Annotated in this window: 20 protein-coding genes; 9 read left to right on the top strand and 11 right to left on the bottom strand. The window is 72.7% G+C overall.

Going from position 1 to position 19,242, the window contains the following annotated elements:
* Window positions 1-12: 12 nt before the first annotated feature.
* The 7 genes from ACGFIB_RS32230 to ACGFIB_RS32260 form a co-directional block, all read right to left on the bottom strand.
* Window positions 13-762, bottom strand: a complete 750-nt coding sequence (locus ACGFIB_RS32230) for an SH3 domain-containing protein (RefSeq protein WP_357241025.1) — start codon at window positions 760-762, stop codon at window positions 13-15.
* A 157-nt stretch (window positions 763-919) separates the two neighbouring features.
* A complete protein-coding gene (locus ACGFIB_RS32235) occupies window positions 920-3,004 on the bottom strand; it encodes a multicopper oxidase family protein (RefSeq protein WP_357241022.1) in 2,085 nt (694 codons plus the stop codon).
* On the bottom strand, window positions 3,001-3,492 hold the full coding sequence (locus tag ACGFIB_RS32240; RefSeq protein WP_357241019.1) for a DUF6220 domain-containing protein: 492 nt from the start codon (window positions 3,490-3,492) through the stop codon (window positions 3,001-3,003). Before ACGFIB_RS32240 ends, ACGFIB_RS32235 begins: the two co-directional genes overlap by 4 nt.
* Window positions 3,493-3,704: 212 nt before the next feature.
* The gene (locus tag ACGFIB_RS32245) at window positions 3,705-4,784 is read right to left on the bottom strand and encodes a glycosyltransferase family 9 protein (RefSeq protein WP_357241016.1); all 1,080 of its coding nucleotides are present in this window, start codon (window positions 4,782-4,784) and stop codon (window positions 3,705-3,707) included.
* Window positions 4,772-5,605 carry a glycosyltransferase gene (locus tag ACGFIB_RS32250; protein WP_142574938.1) on the bottom strand — a complete coding sequence of 278 codons (834 nt, stop codon included), beginning with the start codon at window positions 5,603-5,605 and terminating at the stop codon, window positions 4,772-4,774. Before ACGFIB_RS32250 ends, ACGFIB_RS32245 begins: the two co-directional genes overlap by 13 nt.
* 181 nt (window positions 5,606-5,786) lie before the next feature.
* Window positions 5,787-6,980, bottom strand: a complete 1,194-nt coding sequence (locus ACGFIB_RS32255) for a cation diffusion facilitator family transporter (RefSeq protein ID WP_393376865.1) — start codon at window positions 6,978-6,980, stop codon at window positions 5,787-5,789.
* Window positions 6,973-7,380: an ArsR/SmtB family transcription factor gene (locus ACGFIB_RS32260; RefSeq protein ID WP_229689938.1), complete on the bottom strand. Its 408-nt coding sequence runs from the start codon at window positions 7,378-7,380 to the stop codon at window positions 6,973-6,975. Before ACGFIB_RS32260 ends, ACGFIB_RS32255 begins: the two co-directional genes overlap by 8 nt.
* Window positions 7,381-7,576: 196 nt before the next feature.
* On the opposite strand from ACGFIB_RS32260, the gene ACGFIB_RS32265 reads away from it, so the two are divergent.
* Window positions 7,577-8,353: a lytic polysaccharide monooxygenase gene (locus ACGFIB_RS32265; protein WP_393376867.1), complete on the top strand. Its 777-nt coding sequence runs from the start codon at window positions 7,577-7,579 to the stop codon at window positions 8,351-8,353.
* 36 nt (window positions 8,354-8,389) lie between these two features.
* Here ACGFIB_RS32265 and ACGFIB_RS32270 read toward each other — a convergent pair whose 3' ends face one another.
* The gene (locus tag ACGFIB_RS32270; protein ID WP_393376869.1) at window positions 8,390-9,025 is read right to left on the bottom strand and encodes an Ohr family peroxiredoxin; all 636 of its coding nucleotides are present in this window, start codon (window positions 9,023-9,025) and stop codon (window positions 8,390-8,392) included.
* A gap of 182 nt (window positions 9,026-9,207) precedes the next feature.
* Here ACGFIB_RS32270 and ACGFIB_RS32275 point away from each other — a divergent pair, with 182 nt between their 5' ends.
* Complete coding sequence (locus tag ACGFIB_RS32275; protein ID WP_357241004.1) at window positions 9,208-10,161, top strand: Gfo/Idh/MocA family protein; 954 nt, start codon at window positions 9,208-9,210, stop codon at window positions 10,159-10,161.
* 155 nt (window positions 10,162-10,316) lie between these two features.
* Entirely contained in the window at window positions 10,317-10,934 is a 618-nt protein-coding gene (locus ACGFIB_RS32280; RefSeq protein ID WP_357025692.1) for an HAD family hydrolase, read from the top strand.
* Between the two features lie 4 nt (window positions 10,935-10,938).
* Here ACGFIB_RS32280 and ACGFIB_RS32285 read toward each other — a convergent pair whose 3' ends face one another.
* Complete coding sequence (locus ACGFIB_RS32285; protein ID WP_393376871.1) at window positions 10,939-11,559, bottom strand: TetR/AcrR family transcriptional regulator; 621 nt, start codon at window positions 11,557-11,559, stop codon at window positions 10,939-10,941.
* Window positions 11,560-11,635: 76 nt separating this feature from the next.
* On the opposite strand from ACGFIB_RS32285, the gene ACGFIB_RS32290 reads away from it, so the two are divergent.
* Window positions 11,636-12,436 (top strand): class I SAM-dependent methyltransferase, encoded by an 801-nt coding sequence (locus ACGFIB_RS32290; RefSeq protein WP_393376873.1) that lies wholly within the window; start codon window positions 11,636-11,638, stop codon window positions 12,434-12,436.
* Window positions 12,437-12,543: 107 nt separating this feature from the next.
* Here ACGFIB_RS32290 and ACGFIB_RS32295 read toward each other — a convergent pair whose 3' ends face one another.
* Window positions 12,544-13,611 carry a spore photoproduct lyase family protein gene (locus ACGFIB_RS32295; protein WP_393376874.1) on the bottom strand — a complete coding sequence of 356 codons (1,068 nt, stop codon included), beginning with the start codon at window positions 13,609-13,611 and terminating at the stop codon, window positions 12,544-12,546.
* Window positions 13,612-13,649: 38 nt separating this feature from the next.
* Window positions 13,650-14,405: a DNA-formamidopyrimidine glycosylase family protein gene (locus ACGFIB_RS32300; protein ID WP_393376876.1), complete on the bottom strand. Its 756-nt coding sequence runs from the start codon at window positions 14,403-14,405 to the stop codon at window positions 13,650-13,652.
* 113 nt (window positions 14,406-14,518) lie between these two features.
* Here ACGFIB_RS32300 and ACGFIB_RS32305 point away from each other — a divergent pair, with 113 nt between their 5' ends.
* From ACGFIB_RS32305 to ACGFIB_RS32325, 5 genes are all read left to right on the top strand, one after another.
* A complete protein-coding gene (locus ACGFIB_RS32305; protein ID WP_393376878.1) occupies window positions 14,519-16,483 on the top strand; it encodes a hypothetical protein in 1,965 nt (654 codons plus the stop codon).
* 27 nt (window positions 16,484-16,510) lie between these two features.
* Window positions 16,511-16,867: a nuclear transport factor 2 family protein gene (locus ACGFIB_RS32310; protein WP_142574927.1), complete on the top strand. Its 357-nt coding sequence runs from the start codon at window positions 16,511-16,513 to the stop codon at window positions 16,865-16,867.
* A gap of 25 nt (window positions 16,868-16,892) precedes the next feature.
* Window positions 16,893-17,420: a hypothetical protein gene (locus ACGFIB_RS32315; protein ID WP_393376880.1), complete on the top strand. Its 528-nt coding sequence runs from the start codon at window positions 16,893-16,895 to the stop codon at window positions 17,418-17,420.
* A gap of 28 nt (window positions 17,421-17,448) precedes the next feature.
* Window positions 17,449-17,913, top strand: coding sequence for a histone-like nucleoid-structuring protein Lsr2 (locus tag ACGFIB_RS32320; RefSeq protein WP_357240983.1), 465 nt, complete (start codon window positions 17,449-17,451; stop codon window positions 17,911-17,913).
* Between the two features lie 398 nt (window positions 17,914-18,311).
* Window positions 18,312-19,229, top strand: a complete 918-nt coding sequence (locus ACGFIB_RS32325; protein WP_393376882.1) for a TIGR03619 family F420-dependent LLM class oxidoreductase — start codon at window positions 18,312-18,314, stop codon at window positions 19,227-19,229.
* Window positions 19,230-19,242 lie beyond the last annotated feature (13 nt).

Below are 19,242 nucleotides of genomic sequence, written 5' to 3' on the forward strand. Positions count from 1 at the left end.
CGGCCCGGGACGTCACACCCTGCGGAGGTAGCGGGCGGAGGCCCATCCGGGAATGCCGCCGGCGCTGTCCACGGCCACCCAGCCGTGGGTGGCGTCGCAGGCTCCGGCGATGTTCCCGCCGGCCGGTCGCAGCGTGCCGACGCGAGCATGGCGGATGCCGGCGCCCTCGCGGACGTTGAGGAAGCTGCCCTTGCGCACGTGCCGGAGGCGGTAGGCGCACGAGAGCGAGGGCCGTCCGCTCAGGTCGATCCTGTGGAGGTAGCGGGCGGCGGCGAAACCCGAGGTCCCGGCGGCGGTCTTCACCGCGATCCATCCGTTGGCGGCGGTGCAGGCGCCGGAGAAGCCTCCGTCGGCCGGTCGCAGCGTGGCGACGCGGGCGTGGCGGACGCCCGCGCTCTCCCGCACGTTGAGGAAGCCCCCCTTGTGCACGCCCCGGAGCCGGTAGGAGCACACGAGACCGGGCCCCTGCCTGGCCTCGTGCACGACCTGCCCGTAAGGTCCCGACGCGATGGGGTCACCGGGGCCGGGTGGCCGGACCGTCGCGACTCCGGAGGCGGGATGCCCCCGGAGTCCCGAGGCCGGCTCGGCCGCGACCCCCGGGGTGAGGCGCCCCCCGGTGCCGGATCCGGCCTGCCCGGCGAGGGCCGGCGCGGGATGGCCTGCGACGATCCACCCCGTGACGGCCCACGCCGCCAGCGCGGGAACCATCCTCTTCGCCGTGCTCTTCGCCGCGCTCTTCGCCCCGCTCTTCGCCACTGTCACGATCTCTCCCCTCGGTCGGCATCGCCACGCCCGGCCGGGGGGATCCGGGCCAGTGGTGCTCACCCGAAGTTCTGATCTGATTACCGAGCGTTTACACCTCGGTTGAATTCCCGCCTGGTTTTTTTACTCGACACACCGGGGGAAAAGGGTGATTCCCTCACCCGCTGTGCGCGCCGTGGAAGGGCGTGGTCACTCCCTCGTACGCCAGGTGCAGCATCATTCCCAGGTCGGCGTGGCTGAGGTTGTGGCAGTGGTTCATCCACAGCCCCGGGTTGGCGGCGCGGAAGGCCACCTCCCACACCTGGCCGGGCTGTACGTCGAAGGTGTCGAGCCACAGCGGGCTGCCCGTGACGGAGCGGCCGTCACGCGAGAGCACGAGCACCCGATGACCGTGAAGGTGCCAGGGGTGGGTCTCCCGGCCGCGGTTGACCACGGTGAGCCGGACCAGGTCGCCCTCCCTGACCACTTCGGTGGGGATGTCGGGGAAGGCGGCGCCGTTCACTGTGTGCGCGTACGCCGGCCGGCCGTTCGTCAGCGCGAACCCCCTGTCGAGGACGAGCGTGAAGTTCCGGTCGAAGCGGCTTCGCGAGGTGAACGGCGTGGGGGCGGGAGCGCCGTACCGCGTCAGGTCGAGCTCCGGCCAGCCCGCCGTCTGGCCGCCGGCGGCGGGAACGGCGCCGGAATCGACAGCGGAATCGGCGGTCGCGCTCGCGGTCGCGCCCTTTGCGGCGGCGGCGGCGTCGCCGGGCGGTCCACTCTCCGGGGTGATGCGTACGGAGTCGGTGCGGTCGTCGACGCGCAGGAGCACGGGATCCGACGGCATCGTGAACGCCAGGTCGTACCGGCCGCCCGCCGCGAGTCGCAGACCGACGCGGCCGAGCGTGCCCGGCCCGTTCAGGTCCGTCCCGTCCACCGCCACCAGCCGGTAGGGCGTGCCCGCCAGCGTGAACCGATGCGGCGTGTTGTCGGTGTTGATCAGGCGCAGCCGTACGGGCGTGCCGGGCGCGGCCTGCCGGACCAGGGGTTGGTCGCGGTCGCCCGTCACCGTCACGCCGCCGAGAGTGTGCACGGGCAGCGTGAGGTCCAGGCCCTCGGCCGCGGTCCCCTTCGGCGTCACGACGAGCGTTCCGTAGAGCCCCATGCGGACGCCGAGGTCGGACACCTCGTGGGTGTGATACCAGTACGTTCCGACCTGGGCGGCCACGAACCGGTAGACGAACTCCCCGCCGGGCGGCACGGCCTCCTGGGTGAGGCCGGGCACGCCGTCCTCTCCCGAGGGCACGTCGTAGCCGTGCCAGTGCAGCGTCACCCCGGACGTGATGTCCGCGTTGCGCAGCCGGACCTCGACGAGGTCGCCCTGAACGGCGGTGAGCGGCGGCCCGGGGACCTGGCCGTTGAAGGTCCACGCCGGCACCTTCCGCCCCGAGGACAGCGTGACGGTCGCCGTACGGGCCGTCAGCTCGAACCGGCGCACGGCGCCGCCCGGCGGCGGCGCGGTCGGGCCGCGCAGGTCGGTCACCGGCCGGGTCTCCGCTCCCATGAGGGAGGCGGATCCTTCCGAGGCGGAGTGATGCTCGTGGGAGCCGGAGCCGGAGCCGGAGCCGGAGCCGGAGCCGGAGCCGGTGGCGGCCATCGCGGCGGTCCCTCCGGTGGCGGAGCCCTCCGCCGTGGTCTCCCCGCTGGGAACGAAGACGAGGGTGCCTCCGAGCACGGCCGCCACGGCGGTGACCGCCGTCGCCGTCCGCAGCCCGGGGACGTGCGTGCTCATCGCTCTCCAGGTCCCCAGGACGGCCCCCGCGGCCACGGCCAGGAGAAGGAGAGCGGTGCCCGGATCCGCCGGGTATCCGATCAGGAAGGTCTGCACGATCCCGGCCGTCGCGGCGTACCCGGCGCCGAGCAGCGGGACCGCGACCGCGGGAGCCTTGACGGCTTCCCGCGAAGCCGCGTCCGCTCGCCGGGCGGCGCGAAGCAGGCGCGGTCCGGCGAGTGCGGTGGCCGCGGCGCCCGCCGCGACGAGAAGCGGCAGGGCGACGGTGATCTTCTCCTGCACGAACCACCAGCCGGCCCCGGCCAGCGCGAGGACGGACCAGACCCGGGCCAGCGACGCGACCAGGGCCACCGCGAACAGGGCCGCGGCCGTTCTCGGACGGCGGGCCGCGGCGGCCACGCCCGCGCTCATCCACGCCGCCGCGGTCAGGACCGAGACGAGCAGGTCGAGCGCCATGAGCCGGTCGGTCGTCATGACGCGGGAACCGGACGGCCCTCCGCGGCGTCCTCCGACGGTGCGGGACCGGCCGACACGAGCCGCCGCGCATTGCGGAACACCATGCCGCAGACGCCCATGATCGCCATGCCGTTGATGGCGTGCAGGCCGAGGATCACCAGGGACAGCGGCGTCGTGTTGCCGGTGCTGTCGTCGAACAGGCCGCCGAGCGCGACGATCAGCGCCTGCACGATGATCAGCCCGAGGGGCAGGACGGTCAGCCCGATCTGGCGTCCCGGCGCCCTGGCGGCCGCCGCGGCGGCGGTGGCCACCAGCGACAGCACCGGGATGATCATCATGCCGTTCATGCTGTGCAGGGCGAACGAGGAGTCGTCCTGGGGTTTGTCGAACGCGCCGACGGCCGCGAGGTACATCTGCACCACGGTGGCGGCGAGCAGCAGTCCCGCTAAAGCGGCGTATACCTTGCGCACGCTCTTGTTCCCTTCGGTCAGCGGATTGGGGTTCACGGGGATCGTGTCCCACGTGGCCGGCGGTGTCGTCCCTCGTCGAGAGACCCGTCGGCTACCGCTGGGGGAGTACGCGGGGCCGGTTCCGTCCGCCCCCTGGCGGTATCTCGATGGTGCCGCGGGGCGCCGCCGGCGTCGTCGCACGCGGGAAGGCTCCCGGTCCTACCGCCGCGGGATCAGCGTCGTACGCCGCTACGACCGGGGGAGTACGGTCACCGCGGCCGGTTCGCGACGACGGCCGGGCGGTGGCCGCCAAGCAGCTGTTCGGCCTGCTCGACCACGTCGTCGACCGGAACCTCGGCCACCCACGACTCGTCATGCGGGCACCGCCCCACCCGGAGATCGTGTCCGCTGACGCCGCAGACCGGGCACCGGGCGGTCCAGGAGACCAGCGGCCGGTGGAGAGCGCGGGTGAGGGGCCCGGCATTGATGAGGTTGCCACACCAGAAGATGCCGACGGTGGCCGTGCCGATCGCCGCGGCGAGGTGCCGGGGGCCGGTGTCGTTGGAGATGACCAGGTCGCACCGCTCGTACAGCGCGGCGAGGCCGCCGATGCCGAGCGTGCCGATCGCCGTGGCGGCGGGCCGCCGCATCGCCGCCGCGACCTCTTCGACCACCTCCCGCTCCTTCTCGACGCCGGTGATCACGATCGGGCGGCCGAGCCGGTCGGCCGCCTCCGCGAAGGCGCGCGCCGGCCAGCGCCGCCGGGGGTCGCTCGCCCCCGGATGCAGCGCGACCAGGCCGGGCGGCGGCTCGCCGTACACGCGGGCGAGCTCGGCGCGGTCGGCGTCGGTCACGGCGATGCTCGGTTCGTACGCCTCGGCCGTCCCGCCGACCAGCGCGGCGACCTCCAGGTAGCGCAGCGTCTCGTGCTGGTAGTAGACGTACGGCACCCACCGGTCGAGCCGTTCGGCGTCCGGTGTGCACAGACCGGCCGTCACCCGGGCGCCGATCGCCCTGACGAAGGGATTGGAGTTGCGCCCGCCGCCGTGGATCTGCACCGCGAGGTCGAACCGGTGCTCGCGCAGCTCCTCGAACAGGCTCTCCGGAGCCCGGTGGCCGCCGTCCGCCGACGACACCCCGGAGATCGGCGGCAGGGCGACGACGTCGTCGACCGGTCCCGGCCTGCCGTCCAGGAACCGGGCGTGCCAGGGGGTGCCGAGGAGGGTCAGCCGGGCCCGCGGATAGGCCCGGCGGAGCGCCTCCAGGGCGGGCATCGCGAGGACCAGGTCGCCCAGGGCGTTGGCCCGCAGCACCGCGATGCGGCGCACGCCCTCGATCAGCGCGCCCATGCCGTCTCGAACACGTAGTCGTAGCACTCGGCCCTGCGGTCGGTGACTGTCGTGGGCAGCTCCAGGTGGTAGGCCCGGCTCGGCAGCAGTCCCGCCCCGCCGTACCTCTCCATGACGCGCAGCTGCGCCACGACGTCCTCACCGGCGTGCCCGGGCGGCACCGACCGCCAGAAGCCGAAGCCACCGCACTCCAGCAGCCGTTCCCGGTCGTACAGCACGCAGCCGCCGATCCAGGCCACCTTGTACGGCCGCCACTCCCGGGGACCCGGCGAGCCGAGGTGCTCGCGGGCGAGATGCAGCGGGTTGGAGGCGTTGTGGAGGGTGTGGCGCCGCCAGGCCGGCGACTCCCGGCGCACCCGCTCGGGCCGCACGCCGTCCGGCCACTCCTCGTACGGCGCGAGCTCGGCGGGGCGTACGTCGTCGCGGTAGGACAGGCCGTGCAGGGCGTAGCCGGCGAAGCCGCAGCGCAGCTCGCCGATCGCGGACAGCAGGACCTCGATCGCCTCCGGCTCCAGCCACACGTCGTCGTCCAGGTAGAGCGCCAGCCGCCGCGCGGCATGGCCGAGCAGGAACGCGCGTTGCTCGGCCATGCCGCGCGGGGGCAGGTGGCGGTGGACGGCCGCCGGCCTGTCGCGGTGGTCGAGAATCCGCAGTTGCGCCGCCACCAGCGGGTCGTCGGCGACCGGTTCGTGCGACTGGTCCGAGATCACGACGCGGAACCCGGACACGGTCTGCGCCGCGAGGCCCGCCAACGTGACGGCCAGCGCGCCCGTGCGGTCCTTGGTGGGCACGAGAACGTCCAGGTCAGACGGGGCGAACATGCGCGCCTGATACCCCTGAGGTGGCACGGCAAACGGAGCCCGTCCGCCGCTCACGCCCGCCGTGTCCTTCCCCTCCGCCCGCGTCTCGGGTCGTGCTTCTCCGCGCGCGTCTCGGGTCGTGCCCGGCCACGGCCGGCGCCAGGGTGAAGACGTCGGGGACGAGAGGAGAGGGGAGGCGAGGTCAGGAGAGGCGTCTGGCGCCGGGGAATCTGATGCGCCGGCGGCCGGCGCAGCCCTGTGATCGGCGGTCGTCCGCGGCCTCTGTCCGCCCGTTGACGTGCGCGGGGCCGTGCGCGTCCGCGCAGTGGGGCTCTGCCGCCCCGGCCGCCGCCGCGCCGATCGCGAGAAGCTCGGGTGGGGCGTGGTCGACCTGCAGCGTGGTGTGGGCGATGCCGTACTCGTCGTGGACCATCCGCTGCGCCGCCTGCCGTACGGCGTGGCAGTCCGCGCCCGGGGCGACCAGGATGTGCGCCGACATGGCGGGATAGCCGCTGGTGACCTCCCAGATGTGCAGGTCGTGCACCTCGACCACGTGTTCCAGAGCGGCGGCCTTCCGGCCGATCTCGGCGGGGTTCATCCCGGCGGGGGCCGCCTCCATGAAGACCCGGCCGGACTCGCGCACCAGGTCCCATCCGGCCTTGAGCATCAGGGCGGCCACGACCAGCGCGGCCAGGGCGTCGGCCCGGCCCCAGCCGGTCAGCCAGATCACCGCGCCGGCGACCGTGGTGGCGATGAAGGCGAACAGGTCGTTGAGGATGTGCTGGAAGGCGCCCTCGATGTTCAGGCTGCCGCGGTTGGCCCTGCTCAGCAGCCAGGTCGCGGCCAGGTTCACCGCGATTCCGGCGATGCCGGTCGCGACGACGTACGCGCCTTCGACCTCGGGGGGCTCGATCAGCCGGCGTATGCCCTCGTAGACGAAGTAGACGCTGAGCAGCAGCAGCGTGATGCCGTTGATCTGGGCGCTGATGATCTCGGCGCGTTTCAGGCCGTAGGTGAAGCCGCCCTGCGGCGGACGGGCGGCGATCCGCATGGCGATGATCGCGAAGGCGATGGCGATGGCGTCGGTGAGCATGTGCCCGGCGTCGGAGACCAGGGCGAGGGAGTGCGCGATGACGCCGATGACGACCTCGACCGCCATGAAGCCGAGGATGAGCGCCAGCGCGCCGGTCAGCAGACGCCGATCGGCCTCGGCGCTGACCGCATGCCCGTGCCCATGTCCATGTCCGCGTCCGTGCCCGTGACCGCGCGCGCCCCCATGCCCGCCCCCACGCCCGCGCTCGCGGTCGTTATCCGTCCCTGTGCGATGCCCGTGCCCGTGCTCGCGGTCGTCACCCGTCCCGGTGCGGTGCCCGTGCTCCTTGCCGGTCTCACCCATCGCTCCGGTCCTTCTCCTCATGTCCGATGTGTGTGATCGCCAGGTCGAACAGCAGTCGCACGTGCGAGTCCGCGAGGCGGTAGTAGGCCATCCTTCCCGCGCGCCGCACCTTCACCACGTTGTGGGCGCGGAGCAGGCGCAGGGCGTGGGACGCGGCCGACATGCGGTGACCGGTCGCCGCCGCGAGATCGCACACGCACATCTCGCCGCCCTCCAGCAGCGCCGCGATCAGCCGCAGCCGCCCGGGGTCGGCCAGGAGGCCGAAGACCTGCGCCAGGTCCTCCACCGTCTCCTGGGCCGGCATGGCCCCCCTGACGGTCTCCACCCGGTGCGCGTCCACCACGGGGAGCGTGCAGGAGTCGGCCGTCACGAGATCCACAACACTTGAACGATCGTTCACGTGTGTGAGTGTAGGTCGCGGGCGGCTCATGTCAACGCGTTCCCGCTCCCTTTTGCCGAACCCGCCTCAGGGATCGGAGTCTCAGGGGTGCGGGCCGACCCGCCTCGGATCCTCTGACCGCAGCAGTCATTGGGTCTTTACTGTTAGGAAACTTTCTTTTACATTTGCGCCACCCCCCCAGCAGTGAGGAGCACACATGCGAAGAACGCTGACCTTCCTCGCGACGGCGATCATCGGCATCGGCGCCACCCTCTTCATCGCCTCACCGGCTCAGGCGCACGGGTACATCTCGTCGCCCGCGAGTCGCCAGGCGATGTGCGCCCAGGGCCGCGTCCCCAATTGCGGCGACATCGTCTACGAGCCGCAGAGCGTGGAAGGACCGAAAGGTCTGCGCAGTTGTAGCGGGGGCAACGCCCGCTTCGCCCAGCTCGACGACGAGAGCAAGCCCTGGCCGGCCACCAGCGTCGGCAACACCGTCACCTTCACGTGGTCGCTGACCGCCCGCCACTCGACCAGCACGTGGGAGTACTACATCGGAGGCACCCGGATAGCCGTCTTCGACGATCACGGGGCGCAGCCGCCCGCCACCGTCAGCCACAGCGTGAGCCTGGGTGGACGGACGGGCCGGCAGAAGGTGCTGGCGATCTGGAATGTGGCCGACACCGCCAACGCGTTCTATGCCTGCGTCGACCTCCAGGTCGGCGGGGGCGGGACGCCCAGCCCGACGCCCACTCCCAGCCCCAGGCCCACTCCCAGCCCGACGCCGACGCGAACCCCGAGCCCGTCTCCCACGCCGACGCGAACCCCCACGCCCACTCCGACCGTCCCCGGTGGCACCTGGGCCGCCGGCACGGCGTACAAGGCGGGCGACCGGGTCACCTACGGCGGGGCGACGTATCGGTGCATCCAGGCCCACACGGCGCTAGTGGGCTGGGAGCCGCCGAACGTCCCCGCGCTGTGGCAGAAGGTCTGAGTCAGACCGGTCCGGGAGGGTCCGGGGTGCCGGCGGTCAGGCGAGGTGGACGTGCACCTCGGCGCCCTCCATGAAGGCCCGCGAATACGGGCACTCCCCGTGGGCCTGCTCAACCAGCCTGCGAGCCGCCGCGGGCTCGACCCCCGGCAGACGTACGGTCAGGTCGGTGGCGATCGTGTAGTCATCGGCGGTGCCGCGTTTGCGCAGCGTGACGGCCGTCTCCACGGTGGCGTCGCAGGTGCGGACGCCCTGCCGCCCGGCGACCAGCGTGAGCGAGTTGTGGAAGCAGGAGGCGTACGCCGCGGCGAGCAGTTGTTCGGGGTTGGTCGCCCCGCCGGGGCCGCCGAGTTCCCCCGGCGCCTTGACACGGACGTCGAGCATGCCGTCGTCCGACGCCACCTTGCCGAGCGCGGACGAGGCCCGGGCCGTATAGAGGTCGTCATACGGTCCGCCGCCGCGCTCAAGCCGTGCGGGCCGTGCGGGCCGCTCGTGTCGTTCGGGTCGCTCGTGTCGTTCGGGCCGCTCAAGCCGTTCGGGCCGCTCGGGCCGTTCGGCGGGGCGGCCCTCGGGCATCCGCCCGGTGAGCTCCGCTTCGACGCCCGGCCCCGAGTAGTCGGGCCCGGGCGCCCGGTCGCTCGGGAGGTGGGTGAATCGCCGTCTTTCCTCGCCCATCGCGCGTCCTCGTCCGCTCATGTCGAGCCTCGGTCGGGATCGCGGGGTCACGTACCCCCTTGGGCTCTCCGATATCGGACTCTGGGGGCAAAAGTTCCCGTCAGCGCGCTGTGCTACGGTCCCGGCAGGTATTCCCGGTGAATCGTTAAATGTCGGCAACGGTGGCGAGGAGTGGGTGCGGGATGAGTGGGGCTGTCCGGTGGGGGGTCCTCGGCACGGCCGGCATCGCCGCGCGGGCGTTCCTGCCCGCGTTGCGCGAGGCCGGCGGGGGTACGGCCGCCGTGGTCGCCGGCCGCGACCTGTCCCGCGCCGAGGAGTACGCCGCGCGGAACGGCGTCACCCGGGCCGTGCGCGGTTACGAGGCCGTCATCGAGGACCCGTCGATCGACGCGGTCTACATCCCGCTGCCGAACGCCCTGCACGCGCAGTGGACGATCGCCGCCCTGGAAGCGGGCAAGGCGGTCCTGTGCGAGAAACCGCTGTGCCTCACCGCCGCGGAGGCCGGAAACGTCATCGAGGTGGCGCGCCGGTCGGCCCGGCCGCTCTGGGAGGCGTTCGTCTTCCCGTTCCACCCGCAGACGGCCCGGCTGCGCGGCCTGCTCGCCGGAGGCGCGATCGGCGAACTGCGGGAGATCTGGTCGTCCTTCCACTTCACCATGGAGGGCACCGAGGACATCCGGCTTGAGGCGGCCCTCGGCGGCGGCGCGCTCTACGACGTGGGCTGCTATCCCGTACGGCTCGCGCACCTGCTGTTCGGCGGCGACGCCGTCGCCGGCCACGCCGTCGCGGTCAAGGGCGAGGCGGGGGTGGACATCGAGACCGCCGGCGTCCTGGAGTTCGACTCCGGCCGCCTGATGATGAGCTGCGGCTTCGCCCTGCCGTTCACGACGTACACCCGCCTGGTCGGCACCGGCGGGGAGATCCGGCTGACCAATCCGTTCCACCCCGAGCCGCACGACGGGATCGAAGTGTGGCGTGACGGACGCCTGATCGACCGGCACGAGCCGGGCGAGGGCACCGCGTTCTCCTGGGGCATCCGCCACATCCACGAGGTGCTGCGCGGGGAGGCCGAGCCCCGGCACACGGCGGCCGACGACTCCCTCGGCACCGCCCGGTCCCTCGACATGCTGCGCTGACCCGCGCCGCGCTCCGGCCGCCAGGTCGGGGCGCGGTGAGCTCCGCGGAGCGTGCGCGGGAAGCGCGGTTCCGCACCCGAGCTCGGCCGTGGCCGCGATCATCGGCCGATCATGCCGGCCGTCCGGGAGGCGACCACCCGTGGTATGCATGGCCGATGACGATCCCCCGGCCGTACGACGCGGTGCTGTGCGACTTCGACGGTGTCATCCGCTTCCACGACCAGACGGAGCTCAACGAGCTGGAACGGGCGATGGGCCTGGCCGAGGGCACCACGACGAAGGTCGTCTTCGCGCCCGAGGTGGACCGGCCGGCGCTGCTGGGGCAGATCACCGTCGAGCAGTGGACGGAGGCGGCCGAGGCCGCCCTGGCCCTCCAGGTGCCGCGGGAGCAGGCCCGCGCGCTGGTCACGGCGTTCGTCAAGGCGCCCGTCCGGGTGGACGACGACGTGCTCGGCCTGCTGCGCCGGGCCCAGGAGCACGTGCCCGTCGTGCTGGTGACCAACGCGACGCTGGACCTGGAGGACGACCTCGCCTGGCTGGGCCTGACCCACTTCGCCGACGAGGTGGTCAGCAGCGCGCGGGTGGGAGTGGGCAAGCCCGACCCCCGCATCTACGAGATCGCGGCCGAGCGCGCGGGTGTGCCACTCGGGCGGTGCCTGTTCGTCGACGATCGGGAGGAGAACGTGGAGGCGGCCAGGGCGCTCGGCCTGACGGCCGTCCTGTTCACCGGCGTCCCCGACCTGGAGGCGGCGCTCGCGCCGCTGCTGGGCTGACCCCTCAGCCGTGCCTTTCCGGCGCTTGCGCCTCGGTCCGTACGACGCCGGCGATGACCGAGGTCACCATCTTGTGGACGGCGTCGGCCTGCGGCGGGCCGCCGTCCCTGTCCGCGAACAGCAGGTGTGAGGCCCCCAGCAGTGTGGGGGCGAGCGTGTCGACGTCGGCGTCCGCCGCGATGCGGCCGAGGTCGCGCTCGGCGGTGAGATAGGCGGCGAGCATGACCGCGGCCTCCGTGAGGAGCGGGAGGCCGGGGCCCGGACGGGCCTGGCGCAGCCGGGCGCGCAGCGCGTCGCGGGAGATGATCAGGCCGACGACCGCCACCGCGACCGACCCGAACAGGTCCGTCAGCACGGTGGTGAGGTTGCCGGCGACGGTGCCGCTTCCGGCGGAGGCGCGCAGGGCGGCGGCCTGACCGTCGATCCTGGCGATGCCGTCGAGCACGAGCTCGGCGAGGAAGGCGTCGAAGTCGGCGAAGTGCCGGTGCAGCACGCCCTTGGCGCAGCCCGCCTCGGTGGTGACCGCCCGGCTGGTCAGCGCGCTCGGCCCGTCCCTGAGCAGGACCCGCTCTGCGGCGGAGAACAACTGCTCCCGCACGTCGCGGAGGGCAACCCCTGTCGGCACCGTTCCATCCCCTCCTGTCCGTCCGCCGACTTTATCCGAATTGACGAGTGGGCACTTGCCCACTCATAGTGGGCGCATGCCCACTTCAGTTCCCGAGAACGAACCACACAAGGCCAGGGGAATGGCGGAGTCGTTCGGCGTGGACGCCGAGCGGTACGACCGGACCAGGCCGCCCTATCCCGACGCGATGGTGGAGCGCATCGTGACCGCCTGCCCCGGGCCGGACGTCCTCGACGTCGGCTGCGGCACCGGCATCGCCGCCCGGCAGTTCCGGGCGGCGGGCTGCACGGTGCTCGGCGTCGAACCCGACGCGCGGATGGCGGACTTCGCGCGCCGTGCCGGATTCGAGGTCGAGGTGGCGACCTTCGAAGCCTGGGACCCCGCCGGCCGCACGTTCGACGCGGTCGTCGCCGGAACGGCCTGGCATTGGATCGACCCGGTCGCCGGAGCGGCGAAGGCGGCCGAGGCGCTGCGTCCCGGTGGCCGGCTGGCGCTGTTCTGGCACGTGTTCGAGCCCCCGGCCGCGGTGGCGGAGGCCCTCGCCGCGGTCTACCGGCGGGTCGTGCCCGACTCGCCGATCAGCTTCCAGCCGGCGACGTCGTCCGTGGATCCCTATCAGGGGCTGTTCGCCAAGGTCGCCGGCGGGATCAGGGACGCGGGCGCGTTCGGCGACCCCGAGGAGTGGCGCTTCGACTGGCAGCGCTTCTACACCCGCGACGAGTGGCTGGACCAGCTGCCCACGTCCGGCGCCCTGACCTGGCTTCCGCCGGACAAACTCGCCGAGGTGCTGGTGGACGTCGGGGCCGCCATCGACCGGATGGGAGGGGGCTTCGCGATGACCTATGCCACGGTGGTGGTCACCGCGGCGCGCGCCTGACCGCCACGACCGCGGCCCGCGCCTGACCGCCACGACCGCGGCCCGGACGCCCTCGGCACCGCCGCGTGCAGGCTCGCCGTACGCGCTCTCGCGCGGCCGGACGGCGGTCAGAAGGCGTAGCGGACCCGGCAGTACGGGATCTGCTCGGCGATCAGGTCGGTGAGCGCGGTGACGTAGCGGCCCTTGTCGCCGGTCTTGTAGCGGACGTTCCAGCCGCCCGTCTGTGAGCGTTTCGGCTGCTGGAGGTCGGGACGCCACAGCACCTCCTCGGCCTTGGGATGCCAGCCGAGGTTGACCTCGTGCAGCCGGTCGTTGTGCGTGAGGAAGATGACCTCGGCGGCGAGCTGGGCGCGGGCCGCGGGGCTCAGCGCGTCGTCGAGCTGCCCGAGCAGCTCCGCCCAGTCCTCCAGCCAGCCGTCGCGGACGACCACCGGGCTGAAGTTGACGTGCACCTCGTATCCCGCCTCGACGAAGTCGCCGATGGCCGCGATCCGGTCGGCGACAGGTGAGGTGCGGATGTCCAGCAGCTTGGCGTCGGCGGCCGGCATCAGGCTGAAGCGGACGCGCGTACGGCCCTGCGGGTCCCAGCCGAGCAGATCGCGGTTGACGTACTTGGTGGCGAAGCTCGCCTTGGCGTTCGGCAGGCCGCGGAAGAGGCCGACCAGGTCGCGCACGTTGTCGGAGACGGTCGCGTCCACCGAGCAGTCGGAGTTCTCACCGATGTCGTAGACCCAGGCGTGCGGGTCCACCTGGTCGGGCAGGGGCTTGACCCCCTGCCGCCCGGCGTGCCTGGCGAGATAACCCGTGATCTTGTCGATGTTGGCGAACACCGTGATCGGGTTGCTGTAGCCCTTGCGGCGCGGCACGTAGCAGTAGGCGCAGGCCATCGCGCAGCCGTTGGCGGTCGAGGGCGCGATGAAGTCGCTCGACCGGCCGTTCGGCCGCGCGGTGAGCGACTTCTTGACGCCGAGGACCAGCGCCTCGGTCTTGATCCTGACCCATCGGGCCACGTTCGCCTCGTCCCCGTACAGCTCGGGAATGCGGTGGTGGGCCTCGATCTCGATTCGCTCGGCCCCGGGGAACCGATCGAGGATCTCCTTGCCGCGCGGCAGCTCGGCCGCGGCGGGTTCGACGTAGATGCGGCGGATGTCCAGCAGTCTCCGGCCTTCGTTCACCTAGGTATAACACGTCGATGAAGGCGTGACTTCCCAGGTCAGAGGGCATGCAGGTGCTGGTCGGCCGGGCACGCGTACGCCGTCCTGGAGGCCAGGGTCCAGGTCCGCACGACGGCTGCGCAGCGGCGGCAGCGCGCACGTTTGTAGACCCATCGCTCGTCCGGCGCGTCCGGGTCGCTGACCACCTGTCCGGCGTCCCGGCCCAGCGCGAGGTAACGCACCGCGGCGTCCCACAGCCGCCCGGCGGCCTCGGCCTCGATGTCGCGGGCGCCGGGGTCGAGACCGGTGAGGAAGAGCAGTTCCGCCCGCCAGGCGTTGCCGACCCCCGACCACACGCTCTGGTCGAGCACGGCCGCGCCGACCGCGGTGCGGGCGGCGAGCAGGCGTCGCACGGCGTCGGCCCTGTCGGTGTCGTTTCGCAGGGGGTCGGGGCCGGTCGTGGCCCGCAGCGCCGCCAGTGCCCGCTCGTCCATCGGCTCGCAGCGGGCGGGCGCGATCAGGTCGAACGCCGCCTCGCCGGTCGCCAGCCGCAGCCGGGTGCCCCTGCGTGGTTCGGCCGCCGGGTCGTCGTACCGCAGGAAGAGGCCCTGCATGCCGAGGTGCACGTGGATGGGCGGGGCGTCCTCCACCCGGTAGAGCAGGTGCTTGCCGAGTGCCTCCACGCCCTCGACGACCCTGCCGTCGTACGGCCGCGCGTCGAACCTGCCCTGCGGGCTCGTGGCCCTGACCACGCGCCCGACGAGCGCCTCGTGCTGCTCGTCCGCGTAGCGATGGACCAGATGCCCCTCCGGCATGCCCTCGTCCTACCCGCGCCGTGTGGAGTCACCACCGGAGCCGGGCCGTTTCCCGGTGCTGTCGGTATCCGTACGGATACCCTCCGCTGAATGGTCGTGGATGAGGAGGTCCGATGCGCACCTGGTTCGAGCCGCATGAGGCCGAGGAGTTCGAGGCGGCCAAGGACCTGCTGGTCCGCCGCTGCCTCGTCTGGGCGGCGGAGCGCGGCATGGCCGCCGAGCCGCCGGTGCTGCGGGCGGCCCTGGACTTCCGCCACCACAGCGTGGACGGCCGGCTGGCCTACTGGGACGAGGCGCAGGTCCGGAGGTTCCTGCTGGAGTGGATCCCGCGCCACGCCACCGCTCGCCGGAAGCCGCCGGGCACAGCGCCCAACGCCGTGCCGAACACTGCGCCTAACGCCGTGCCGAACACCGCGCCGGACAGCCTGCTGACGCTGCTGCGGTACATCGCCGCGAAGGGGCTGCGCGACCCGCGTGGCGCCACCTTGGCCGAGCTGGAACAGGCGGTGAAGGACGCCGCCGCGTCCGCTCCGGTGGCACTCGACAGGGCGGAACTCGACAGGGCGGAACTCGACAGGGTGGCCGAGGCGCGGTTCGCCCGTCCGCACCTCGACGGGCAGCGGGCCTTCCCGCAGCCCCCGCTGACCCTGCCGCCGGCAGGTGAACTCGCCGAGGCGGCGGCGCGCAGCGACGTCGTACGGCGGCTCTCGGCCCTCGCCGACTGGGTGGGCACCGAGGGGAAGCCGCTCACCGAGGCCGGTCACCTTCGTCTTGCCGATGCCCGGCAACTGGCCGAACTGCTCGGCACCGGTGAGCGGGATCCGGAGGCGCGCGGCGCCGCGGACCTGCCCGATGTCGGTCTGCTGCTCGCATGGGCGAAGCACGCCCGGATCGTCCGCGCGTCCAAGGGCCGGCTGCTCCGCGTCGCCAAGGCCGCGCCGCTCCTGCACGATCCCGAGAAGCTGTGGTCGCGGGCGTTCGAGGCGTACTTCGAGCTGGGCCGCGACATACCGGCGTCGTCGTCGCTGCTGTGGTCGGTCTTCGACGAGCTGATGCCCGACGTGCTCTACAGCATGTACGGCATGGCGAGCCCGATGCCGACGGCCCGGCTGGAGGAGACGGTCTGGCTGGTCTACCAGGACCACGTGCCGTCCGGCCGCGTGCCGGAGGAGACCTGGCGCGACCGGCTCGCGCGGGAGCTGACGCGGGCGTTCGAGGTGCTGGCCGAGCTCGGCGCTGTGGAGCTGAGCCACGGCGTGGCCGACGCGCTTTACTCCAGCGACCTCGTTGGCGACCTCGTTGGCGACCTCGCCGGCGAGCTCCCAGACGACGATCTCACCGCCGGCGCCACGCCCGCGCTGCCCGCCGAGGCGCGGGCCCGGCTGCTGCGGCGTCTCGCCGAGCCGGGCCTCCTCGTACGGCTGACGCCACTCGGCGCGAGGGCGGCGCGCGAGCGGATGCTGGCCGAGGGCCGGGACGCCCCGCTGATCGGCGAGCTCGCGGACGCCTCGCCGGCCGAGCTGCTGGGAGTGCTCGTGGAGCACTACCCGACGGACGCCGCCGCACGGGAGCTCGACGGCTGGCTGGTGGCGCACGGAGGCGACCCGGGGCCGCTGCTGGACGCGGTCCGCGCCTGTTCCTTCCGCACCCGGGCGGCCGCCATGCTCTCCCTCCTGACCAGGATCCATCCGGGCCTGCGGTCGATGCTGGCCGGCCTGCGTACGGATCCGGTGCTGGGCCCCATCGTCCTGATGGAGCTCGCCGACGGCGGGGATCCGGGCCACGGCCATCTCGGCGCCGACGAGAACCTGCTGGTGACGACGGAGGGCGTGCTCGGCCTGCTGGAGCTGGCCGGCCCGGAGAAGGTGCTGGAGCAGTTGCGCGCCATGGCGGGGCCGAGCGCGCTCGCCCTCGTCGAGGCGATGGCCGCCTCCGGCCACCCCGCACAAGAGAGCATGGAGGAGCTGCGCAGGCTGGTCCTCGACACCATGCGCGCGCGGTCCCATCCGCTCAGGTTCGTGCCCGGTCCGCGCCCCGGCGCCCGGGGCCGCACCGGCGGACGGAGGCGCAGGCGGTGAAGCGTCACGGCGTGCTTGGATGAGGTCATGGATCTTGACCGGGCACACGCGTTCGCCGAGACCTGGGTGGCCGAGTGGAACGCCCACGACCTCGACCGCATCATGCGGCACTACGCCGACCACGTGGTGTTCCGTTCCCCGATCGCGGCGCGGCTCGTCGAGGGATCGAACGGCACGATCCGCGGCAAGGACGCCCTGCGGGCCTACTGGGCCGAGGGGCTGCGGCGCAACCCCGATCTGCGGTTCGAGGTCGTCGGCGTCTACGCGGGCGTCGACTGTGTCGTCGTCAACTTCCGGAGGCAGACGGGGGCGCTCGCCAACGAGGTGCTGGTCTTCGAGGACGACCTGATCGTCTCCGGGTGGGGCACGCACGGCCCTGAATGAGTCCGTTTCCTGCGATACTTCGGCGGTGTCCGAGCGGGATCCGCTGCGCGAGGTGAGTGCGCGCCGCGCATGGCCGTGGCTGGTCCTGGCGGTGCTCGCCGCGGCGGCGCCCATGGGTCTCCCGATCGCGGGGCCGGGCGGCTTCCCCGGTTACCAGCCGCTCCTCTCCTTCCTGGGGCTCTTCATCGGGGTCGCCGCGCGCCGGTTCTTCGGCCTGGACGTCATGATCGCGTGGTGGCTGACGATGCTCGTCCTGGTGGCGGCCGTCTTCCACCGGCATCTGCGGAAGGCGAGGTGGGGTGTCGTGGCGCTGCTCGGCGTCTTGGTGGTCGTCAACCTGGTGGTCGCGATCGACGAGTTCCCGCGTTCGGTGATCGTGGCGGACATCAGCGCGGGCAGCCAGCCCGACTACTCGTCTCCCGGGAGACTCCTGCCCGCCCTGCTCACGACCATCGCGTACGGCGTCGCCGCCGTGGCGTTCGCGCTCGGGTCGAGGAGCCCGGGAAGGCGGACCGGCAACGGAAGCACCAGTAAGATGCCACGGTCCAGATAGACGGAGATCCACCCTGGAAGGGCTGCACGTGGCGCAGAAGGTGATACTGGTTGACGACCTCGACCATTCCGAGGGCGACGATGTGGCGAGACGGGAGTTCCCGCTGCTGAACCGGACCTTCTCCATCGACCTGTCCGACGCGAACCAGCAGCGGCTGAGCGAGGCTCTCGCGTTCATCGACGAAGTGCTGGAGAACGCCCGCGAGGTGAAGCAGGCGTCGCGGGCCAAGAAGGCCGCGGACGCCTCCCCGCGGCTGCGCGGCTACACCCAGACGGACGTGCGCGAATGGGCCCGCGAGCAGGGGCTGGACGTGCCCGCGCGCGGGAAGATGTCCGACGAGGTCGTCGAGCAGTTCATCGCGGCGCACCCCGATGCCGGCCCCGCTGCCGGCCCCGACGCCGCCGACGACTCCACCGGTGAGTCCGCCGCCGACCACGCAGAGGCATCCGCGGGGGCGGCCGCCCCGCGCGTGGAGGCGGCCGTCCCCGCCTGAGCGGTCACCCGGAGCGGGCGGATGTCTCTGAGCGGATGTCTCTGAGCGCTGCCTCTGAGCGGCTGCCTCTGAGCCGGCGTCCCGGAGCGGACGCTCCGGAGCCGGCACTTCCGGTCCGGATCGGGTGTCGCCCGGCCCGGCCGGCCGCCGTGACAGGCAGCCGGGCCGGGCGACCGCTCGCGCGCCGCCGCCCTTGCCTGCGCCGCAGCCGAGGAGTGGCGCGCAGGAACCTTCGTGCTGCCGGTTTCGACCACCGTCCACAGGCAACTCCAGCCTTGGGACGCTCTTGGGCCCTGAATCTCGGCCTGTCCAAGTTTTCCGTAAGCGGGCTTTCCTAGCGTCTCCGCCGACGCCCGACCAGGGCGATCTTCAATCGGGGCACAGCGAAGGAAACACTCATGCGGCTCGGATACACGGTCCCCCAGTACGGCGCGTTCGCCGACCCGGAGTTCATCCGGCAGGCGAGCACGGATCTCGAATCCATGGGCTACGACAGCCTGTGGGCGGGCGACCGCATCCTGTTGCCGCTCACGCCCAGCGATCCGTACCCCGGAGGGGACGGAACGGTCCCCCCGGCCTTCGGGACCTTCTTCGACCCGCTCACCGCGCTGACGCTGGCCGCCGTCAGCACGCGCGAGATCCGGCTGGGGACCAGCACGCTCAACGCGCTGTGGCAGCCGCCCGTCCTGCTCGCCCGCACGCTGACCTCGCTCGACCTGCTCAGTCACGGACGGCTGGATGTCGGCATCGGTCTCGGCTGGCTTCGTGACGAGTACACCGCGACCGGGGTGCCGTGGCGGGGGAGGGGCGACCGGCTGGAGGAGACGCTCGACGTGATGGAGGCCGCCTGGACCGGTGAGGTGGTCGAGCACAAGGGCGCGCTGTGGACGGTGCCACCGTCGCACATCGACCTGAAGCCCTGCCAGCGGCCGCGCCCTCCGATCCTGCTCGCCGGTTACACGCCTCCGGCGCTGGAGCGAGTCGGCCGGCGGGCCGACGGCTGGCTGAGCGCGGCCATGCCGATGGCCTACCTGACCTCCCTGTGGGACCTGGCTCTGGAGGCCGCGTCCCGCGCGGGCCGGGACCCGTCCGCTCTGCGCATGGTGGTGCGGGTCAATCCGGAGATCACCGACTCGCCGGCGCCCGCCGACCAGGTGCCGCACGCGGGAACCGTACGGCAGGTCGCCGACTATCTGCTGACCCTCGCCGCGGCCGGGGCCCACGAGGCGTTCGTCGACCTGCAGACGGCGAGCTCTTCGCGTGAGCAGTTCCTCGACGTCGCGCACGCGCTCGTCACCATGCTGCGGGCGGGCTGAGAGCGCGCTTCGC

This window comes from Microbispora bryophytorum (assembly GCF_043197435.1).
Lineage (GTDB): Bacteria > Actinomycetota > Actinomycetes > Streptosporangiales > Streptosporangiaceae > Microbispora > Microbispora bryophytorum.

Coding starts and splice junctions, on each gene's coding strand:
- ACGFIB_RS32235 (WP_357241022.1), bottom strand. CDS start 3,004: ATGACGACCGACCGGCTCATGGCGCTCGACCTGCTCGTCTCGGTCCTG.
- ACGFIB_RS32245 (WP_357241016.1), bottom strand. CDS start 4,784: ATGGGCGCGCTGATCGAGGGCGTGCGCCGCATCGCGGTGCTGCGGGCC.
- ACGFIB_RS32250 (WP_142574938.1), bottom strand. CDS start 5,605: ATGTTCGCCCCGTCTGACCTGGACGTTCTCGTGCCCACCAAGGACCGC.
- ACGFIB_RS32255 (WP_393376865.1), bottom strand. CDS start 6,980: ATGGGTGAGACCGGCAAGGAGCACGGGCACCGCACCGGGACGGGTGAC.
- ACGFIB_RS32265 (WP_393376867.1), top strand. CDS start 7,577: ATGCGAAGAACGCTGACCTTCCTCGCGACGGCGATCATCGGCATCGGC.
- ACGFIB_RS32270 (WP_393376869.1), bottom strand. CDS start 9,025: ATGGGCGAGGAAAGACGGCGATTCACCCACCTCCCGAGCGACCGGGCG.
- ACGFIB_RS32275 (WP_357241004.1), top strand. CDS start 9,208: ATGAGTGGGGCTGTCCGGTGGGGGGTCCTCGGCACGGCCGGCATCGCC.
- ACGFIB_RS32280 (WP_357025692.1), top strand. CDS start 10,317: ATGACGATCCCCCGGCCGTACGACGCGGTGCTGTGCGACTTCGACGGT.
- ACGFIB_RS32290 (WP_393376873.1), top strand. CDS start 11,636: ATGCCCACTTCAGTTCCCGAGAACGAACCACACAAGGCCAGGGGAATG.
- ACGFIB_RS32300 (WP_393376876.1), bottom strand. CDS start 14,405: ATGCCGGAGGGGCATCTGGTCCATCGCTACGCGGACGAGCAGCACGAG.
- ACGFIB_RS32305 (WP_393376878.1), top strand. CDS start 14,519: ATGCGCACCTGGTTCGAGCCGCATGAGGCCGAGGAGTTCGAGGCGGCC.
- ACGFIB_RS32310 (WP_142574927.1), top strand. CDS start 16,511: ATGGATCTTGACCGGGCACACGCGTTCGCCGAGACCTGGGTGGCCGAG.
- ACGFIB_RS32325 (WP_393376882.1), top strand. CDS start 18,312: ATGCGGCTCGGATACACGGTCCCCCAGTACGGCGCGTTCGCCGACCCG.